The organism is Microcoleus sp. AT9b-C3 (assembly GCF_036705485.1).
Classification (GTDB): Bacteria; Cyanobacteriota; Cyanobacteriia; order Cyanobacteriales; family Microcoleaceae; genus Microcoleus.
Genome location: NZ_JAUBUR010000009.1, coordinates 141331 through 147685 on the forward strand (window position 1 = coordinate 141331; position 6355 = coordinate 147685).

Sequence of the window (6355 nt, forward strand, 5' to 3'; positions counted from 1 at the left end):
GATTTTTAATGAACCACAGAGAACACAGAGAACACAGAGAAATAGAAGAGTGAGGTTGATAATTTTTTGCTACAGAGGTGGAGGAGTTGGTGTTGCTAAAGGTGTTGTGGGTGCAGTTATCGGTGTGGGTTCAAATTTGCCGTTGCTAATTTCATATCCTTCGGCAATTGGCCCTAAAGCTAGGACTGGGAAAAATGTCAGCGCGCCGAGAATTATGATTACTCCTGCGGTGACGCTGGTGAACAAAACTGAATCTGTTCTGAGAGTACCCGTTGTTTCGGGAACCAGTTGTTTGTTCGTCATGCTCTCAGCTAAAAGCAGCAGGGCAATAATTGGAACGTAGCGCCCCAACAGCAGGCTAAAACAGGTGCTTAAATTCCACCAAAGTCCTGTCGGCGCGGGTTGAGAGTCGGCCAATCCTTCCAAGCCTGAACCGTTGTTAGCGGCCGCCGAAGCGTATTCGTACATCACCTGGGAAATTCCGTGAAATCCCGGGTTGCTGATGCCGCTCAAACTGTCGGTAAAGGCGAGGGAAATGGCGCCGGGGATTAAAACTGCGATCGGGTGAATTAACAAAACAACGCTGGCTAAAACAATTTCTCGTTTTTCAATTTTGCGTCCCAAAAATTCCGGCGTTCTGCCCACCATCAATCCGGTGAGAAATACGCTCAAAATCGAGTAGATAAATAAGTAAGCCGTTCCCGTTCCTTGTCCGCCCCAAACGATTTGCAGAAACAAATTAAACAGAGTAGCAAAACCACCGGGAGGCATTAAAGAATCGTGCATCCCGTTGACAGCTCCGCACATAGTGCCAGTCGTAGTCACTGCCCACAGTGCAGTCTCGGCCCAGCCAAACCTAACTTCTTTGCCTTCTAAATTTGGCTGCTGCGAACCCAGTAAACTATTAATTTGAGGGTTGCCGCCGTACTCGCCAACTGTTGCAATCCCAATCAAAATTACATAGATGGCAAACACCATCCAAAAAATCAGCCATCCCTGCTTTTTGTTGTTGGCAAATCTGCCGTAAGTGTGAATCATAGCTGCTGGTACAGACACCATTGCTAGTGTTTCCAGCAAGTTGGTAAAAGGGTTGGGATTTTCAAAGGGATGAGCCGAGTTCATGGCAAAAAAACCGCCGCCATTTTCTCCCAGTTGTTTGATACTTTCCAAGTGAGCTACTGGCCCGCGAGCTATTACTTGCGTGCCGCCTTCTAAGGTACGGGCAACGGCGGGCCCGGCGAGGGTCTCCGGCACTCCTGAAATTAGCAAAAACAAGCCTATTATCAAAGAAAGGGGCAGCAGAATGCGGGTGATTGATTGAATTAAATCGATGTAAAAGTTGCCCAGCGGGCGGCCGGTTAATCCCCGGATAAAGGCAATGCCTACTGCTAAACCCGTGGCGGCTGAGGTAAACATTAAAAAACCCAGAGTTAACTGGGATAGATAACTGAATGTTGTCTCGCCGGAGTAATGCTGTTGGTCCGTATTTGTGAGGAATGAAATAGTTGTGTGCAGCGCTGTATCCCAGGTTGGGACACTTAGGTTGGTGGGATTTAAAGGCAGCACTCCCTGAAGCATGAAAATTAAAAACACAAATATGCCCATTGCTGCATTGCTGTAGAGTAGCGTTCGGGCATATTGCCAGCCTGTCATGGAATCTACAGACCGGATGTTGCTGGCTTTATAGATAATTTCTTCTAGGGGTTTAATACCGGGGTCGAGAATGGTTGGTTCTCCCATGTACACCCGCGCCATGTAGTTGCCGAAGACTGGCGCGATTGCTATTAAAATGATTAGGGTTAATGCGATTTGAAGTAATCCTTGCAGCATAAATGAGTTAATTTTTATCCTTGGATAAATGGGTTTTGCCGATCGCCAAATCGGTTAGGTGGGAGGTTCCAAAAACCGGGCGAGCTTTTTTTGCAGGTCACTTTCAGTTTGGGGGCTATCGCCGGATTCAATGCTCCTAAAATGCAATTTATCCAGCCAGAGGGATTAAAGCCTTCACCGGGTTTTCGCTGGGATAATTCCTGGTTTTTTTTTGCTAACCCCGTGCTTTGACAGCGAGGGAGGAATTGTATAGCTTTTAGTACCGTGTCAGAATAACTATTGTTAATGTGGATGCCACTGAAATCCCTTTGGTTAGACAAAGTTGATATGTCACTCCTGTTACCCACAAAATGCCCTCTACTTGTACTGATTACTATACTCACTGTTAGAAATTTGGATAATTAGCCTTCAGGTATAAATTGCTATTGGCAAATTATGCTTATTCGCTCTATATTGGTCAGAATAGATGAATATTTAGCTCGGTTAAATGTATATACTTCGAGATATAGATGCTCTATAAACGCGATTCTTTGGCGCGATAATAGGTAAAAAATAGTCCAAATAAACAGCTATGCTAAGGTAGAAAGTAGGGGAATATGAAACTAGAATAGAGGAAGGTAAAGGAAAAAACTTTGAATCCAAAATATAAAAGGGATTGATTTAGGATGTTTAAAAGTTTATCGGCTATACGCAAAAAACTGACTATTCAAGAGAAGTATTGGCGGGGGAGGTGGTCGATCGCAATTTTATTTGCGATTGTTGCACTGCTGGAATTTACTACGCCGTCGGAGTATCTGTTTGGGTATTTGTACACGGGGCCGATTTTACTGGCTTCTTCGCGCTTGAGTCGGTTGGGTAAGTTGCAAGTTACGCTGGTATCGGCAGCTTTGACACTGTTAAATTTGTTTGTTCCTTCTGGAGAAGCGATCGCCCTAGCCACTGTCGCAAATAGATCGATCGCAGTCATGGCTTTAGGGGTGACGGGATATTTGAGCGATCGCAACCAGCAGTACCAAGAGACGATCGCGATCGCTAAAGCTGAGTTGCAGTCGCAGCAGCGGCTAGCAAGCATCCGAGAAGATTTTGTCTCTACTTTGAGTCACGACTTGAAAACGCCGATGCTAGGGGCGATTGAAACAATTAAAGCTTTTGCATCAGCAAAATTTGGGAATGTCACCGCCAGCCAGCAAAAAGTTCTCGAAACAATGGCGCGATCGCACAAAATGTCTCTACAATTAGTAGAAACGCTGCTAGATGTTTACCGCAACGATGCCGAAGGTTTAAAACTGCAACTTGCGCCTGTAAATTTAGTAGCTTTGGCAGAAGAAGTAATAGCAACACTCATCCATTTGTCGGCGGTGCGCCGAGTTTACATTAATATGAGTTACGGAGAGTCTGATTTCCGTCGCTCTTTGTGGGTAAATGGCGATGCGGTGCAACTTCAGCGCGTTTTTGCTAATTTGTTAACAAACGGAATTAACCATGCTCCTCGCGGCGGTAAAGTGGAAATTGTTATGGAATCTAAGTCGAGTTATCAGGTGGTGAAAGTTATCGATAGCGGTTTGGGAATTACTGCCGATGAACTGCCCCACTTGTTCGAGCGTTTTTATCAAGGAAACGGCGATAGGCAAGCCCAAGGATCGGGATTAGGATTATACTTATCTCGCCAAATCATTGACGCCCACGGCGGTATAATTTGGGCAGAAAATAAATTGCCACACGGTGCTTTATTTGGATTCCGACTCCCTGCTATCCCACAGAAATGAAACCAGCTTATCCCTTGCGAATTCTCCTAGTTGAAGACGACGAACTGTTTCGGTTGGGTCTGCAAACGCGGTTGCAGCAAGAAAGTTGCTTGCAAGTAATTGCCGAGGCAGAAGATGGCGAAACAGCAGTAGAACTGACTCAGGAACACTTACCAGATGTGGTAGTTCTCGATGTCGGTTTGCCGGGAATTGGCGGTATTGAAGCGTGCCGCCAAATTAAACAGCGACATCCAGCAATTCCAGTTTTAATTTTAACATCTCATTCTCAAAAATCCTTAATTGAAAGATTAATTGCAGCGGGAGCTCAGGGATATTGCCTCAAGGGAATTGCGGCGGAAACTTTGGTTTGGGCAATTCGATCGGTAGCAGCGGGCGCTTCGTGGTGGGATAAGGCGGCAACTGCGGAAATTCGGGCGGTTTTTGCTAATCCTGAACCTGTGAAAGTTGGTTCAAAATCAGAAGTTTTGGAAAATCCCCTGACGAAGCGAGAACAGGAAATATTAGCTTTAGTTGCGGCGGGGAAAAGCAATCAGGAAATTGCTGAAATATTGTACATTGCTCCGGGGACTGTGCGGGTGCACGTGCACGCGATTTTGCAAAAGCTAGAAGTGCGCGATCGCACTCAAGCAGCAGTGCTCGCTATTCAGAAAGGATTGGTAGCAGAAGAACTTTTGGCGATCGAACCTTGATAGGGCTGGTTCTGTACCGGAAGTGTCGGTTTTTTAAAGGAATTTTTGGCTAAACCCGCCCCTATTAAGATGCCTCTGTTGCAGGTTCATGGAAAATTAGTATTCGTCTTGATTGTTAATTTTACTAATGACATTTAATCTTTAAATTTGCTAAGCTCGACACGCTTTAATTTTCCTACCGTCATCTAACCAAAGGTGTATTATGCCAAATTTTATCCGTTCAGTTTTTAGTTCGATCGCCTTTCTCGACTCTGCTGTTCCAGATGCTCAAACTCTCCGCAACGGCATCGCAGCGGGGACAGAAGTAATTATTCTTGATGCGGTGCGGGATGGAGTAGCACAAATTACTGAAGCGCTAGCGACTCGCAGCAATATTAAAAGTATTCATATCATCTCCCACGGTCGCCCCGCGAGTTTGCTGCTAGGCGCGATCGATCTAAACTTGACAAATTTAAAAACTTATGCTAAGCAATTGCAGCGTTGGTCGCGATCGCTGGCAGACAGTGGAGAGATTTTACTGTACGGGTGCGATGTAGCGGCGGGGGAGAAGGGCGCTAACTTTGTGCAGCAACTGAGTCAGCTAACCAAGGCAAAAATTGCTGCTTCTAGATCGCCGATCGGCAGTAGCCGTTTAGGCGGAAACTGGCTGCTAGATTATACAACGGGAGTTATTGTGGCTGGGCTGGCGATCGACCCACCCGCGATCGCCGCTTATCAATTTGTGTTCGGTCTTACCCTCTACGACGGCACAAGTAACTTTGGGCCTTTTTCTGGTCAAACACCGGGCATTGGGACACCGCCACCGGACGGTACTCAATTAGCTTATGGAGAGCTACCTGCGGCTCTTCCATTCGCCAATGGTGCGTTCTCGCCCAACACGGGCATTAATACTGCTACCGTGAGTTTCCCGGCTAGCAATGCAGGCTATGCGGGCTACACCAACTATATATATAGTTCCTCTCCTGCCCCAGCAGGAACATTTAGTCTACTAAACCCAACTTTCCCCGCACTCAACCGCACCAACGGTTACAGCGTTTCTTTTCGAGTTGCAGTAACGGCTGAAAACAGTAATAGTAACAATCGGGCAGGTTTCAGCATCATCGCCATTAGCAGCGACGGTCAAAACGGCATTGAACTGGGTTTCACCAACGGCAACCTCGGCGCCAACGGAGGCATTTTTGCTCAAAACGGTGGTGCATCCCCAACTCTGTTTACTCGCGGGGAAAATGCACCTTTTAACATCAGCAATGCTACCGACTACAAACTGGTGGTTCAAGGCAGCACTTACAGCCTGTTTGCTGGAGGCGCAGCAATACCAGGCCTGACAAATCAACCGCTACGCAACTACACGGCTTTTGATGAAAAAGCCAGTCAGCCGCCTTTACCCTACGATCCCTACAGCCAGCCAAACTTCCTATTTTTCGGGGACGCCACCGATCAAGCAAGTGCTACTTTTACTCTCGGCCGCATCTCGGTTAATAACTTCCCGGTGGCTGGCACTGACAGCTATACTGTCCTGCACGACCAAATTCTGCCCCCTGGGTTGTCGGTTTTAAACAACGACAGCGACGCCAATAGTGACCCACTCACAGCCGCTTTAGTCACAGGCCCGAGCAACGGTACGATCGCATTTAACCCCGACGGCAACTTCACTTATACTCCAAAAGCAGGCTTTGTCGGGACTGATACCTTCACCTACAGCGTTAGCGACGGCGCTGCTACTATCCCCGCCACGGTGAACATCAATGTTACTAACAATCCGCCGCAGCCACAACCTGATACCTATAAAGTCCTGCACGACCAAATTCTCCCCGGATTTCCGTCCGTCTTAGTCAACGACACCGACGGCGACATCTTGGACAAGTTGACCGCCGCTTTAGTCACAGGCCCGAGCAACGGTACGATCGCGTTTAATCCCCTCGGTGACTTCACTTATACTCCAAAAGCAGGCTTTGTCGGGACTGATACCTTCACCTACAGCGTTAGCGACGGTGCTGCTACTATCCCCGCCACGGTGAACATCAATGTTACTAACAATCCGCCGCAGCCACAACCTGATACCTATAAAGT

At 47.2% G+C, this 6355-nt stretch carries 4 protein-coding genes; 3 read left to right on the top strand and 1 reads right to left on the bottom strand.

All coding sequences use genetic code 11. The annotated features are described in order from the left end of the window. Window positions 1-69 precede the first annotated feature (69 nt). Window positions 70-1830 carry a potassium-transporting ATPase subunit KdpA gene (gene kdpA / locus QUB77_RS11285; protein WP_333173972.1) on the bottom strand — a complete coding sequence of 587 codons (1761 nt, stop codon included), beginning with the start codon at window positions 1828-1830 and terminating at the stop codon, window positions 70-72. Window positions 1831-2495: 665 nt separating this feature from the next. Between kdpA and QUB77_RS11290 the strand changes: the two genes are divergently transcribed. The 3 genes from QUB77_RS11290 to QUB77_RS11300 all read left to right on the top strand — a co-directional run. Then, complete coding sequence (locus QUB77_RS11290) at window positions 2496-3596, top strand: HAMP domain-containing sensor histidine kinase (protein WP_333173974.1); 1101 nt, start codon at window positions 2496-2498, stop codon at window positions 3594-3596. Continuing rightward, complete coding sequence (locus tag QUB77_RS11295) at window positions 3593-4285, top strand: response regulator transcription factor (RefSeq protein ID WP_333173976.1); 693 nt, start codon at window positions 3593-3595, stop codon at window positions 4283-4285. Before QUB77_RS11290 ends, QUB77_RS11295 begins: the two co-directional genes overlap by 4 nt. Window positions 4286-4487: 202 nt before the next feature. Beyond that, window positions 4488-6355 (top strand): DUF4347 domain-containing protein (locus QUB77_RS11300; protein ID WP_333173979.1); only part of this gene is annotated, 1868 nt, incomplete at its 3' end.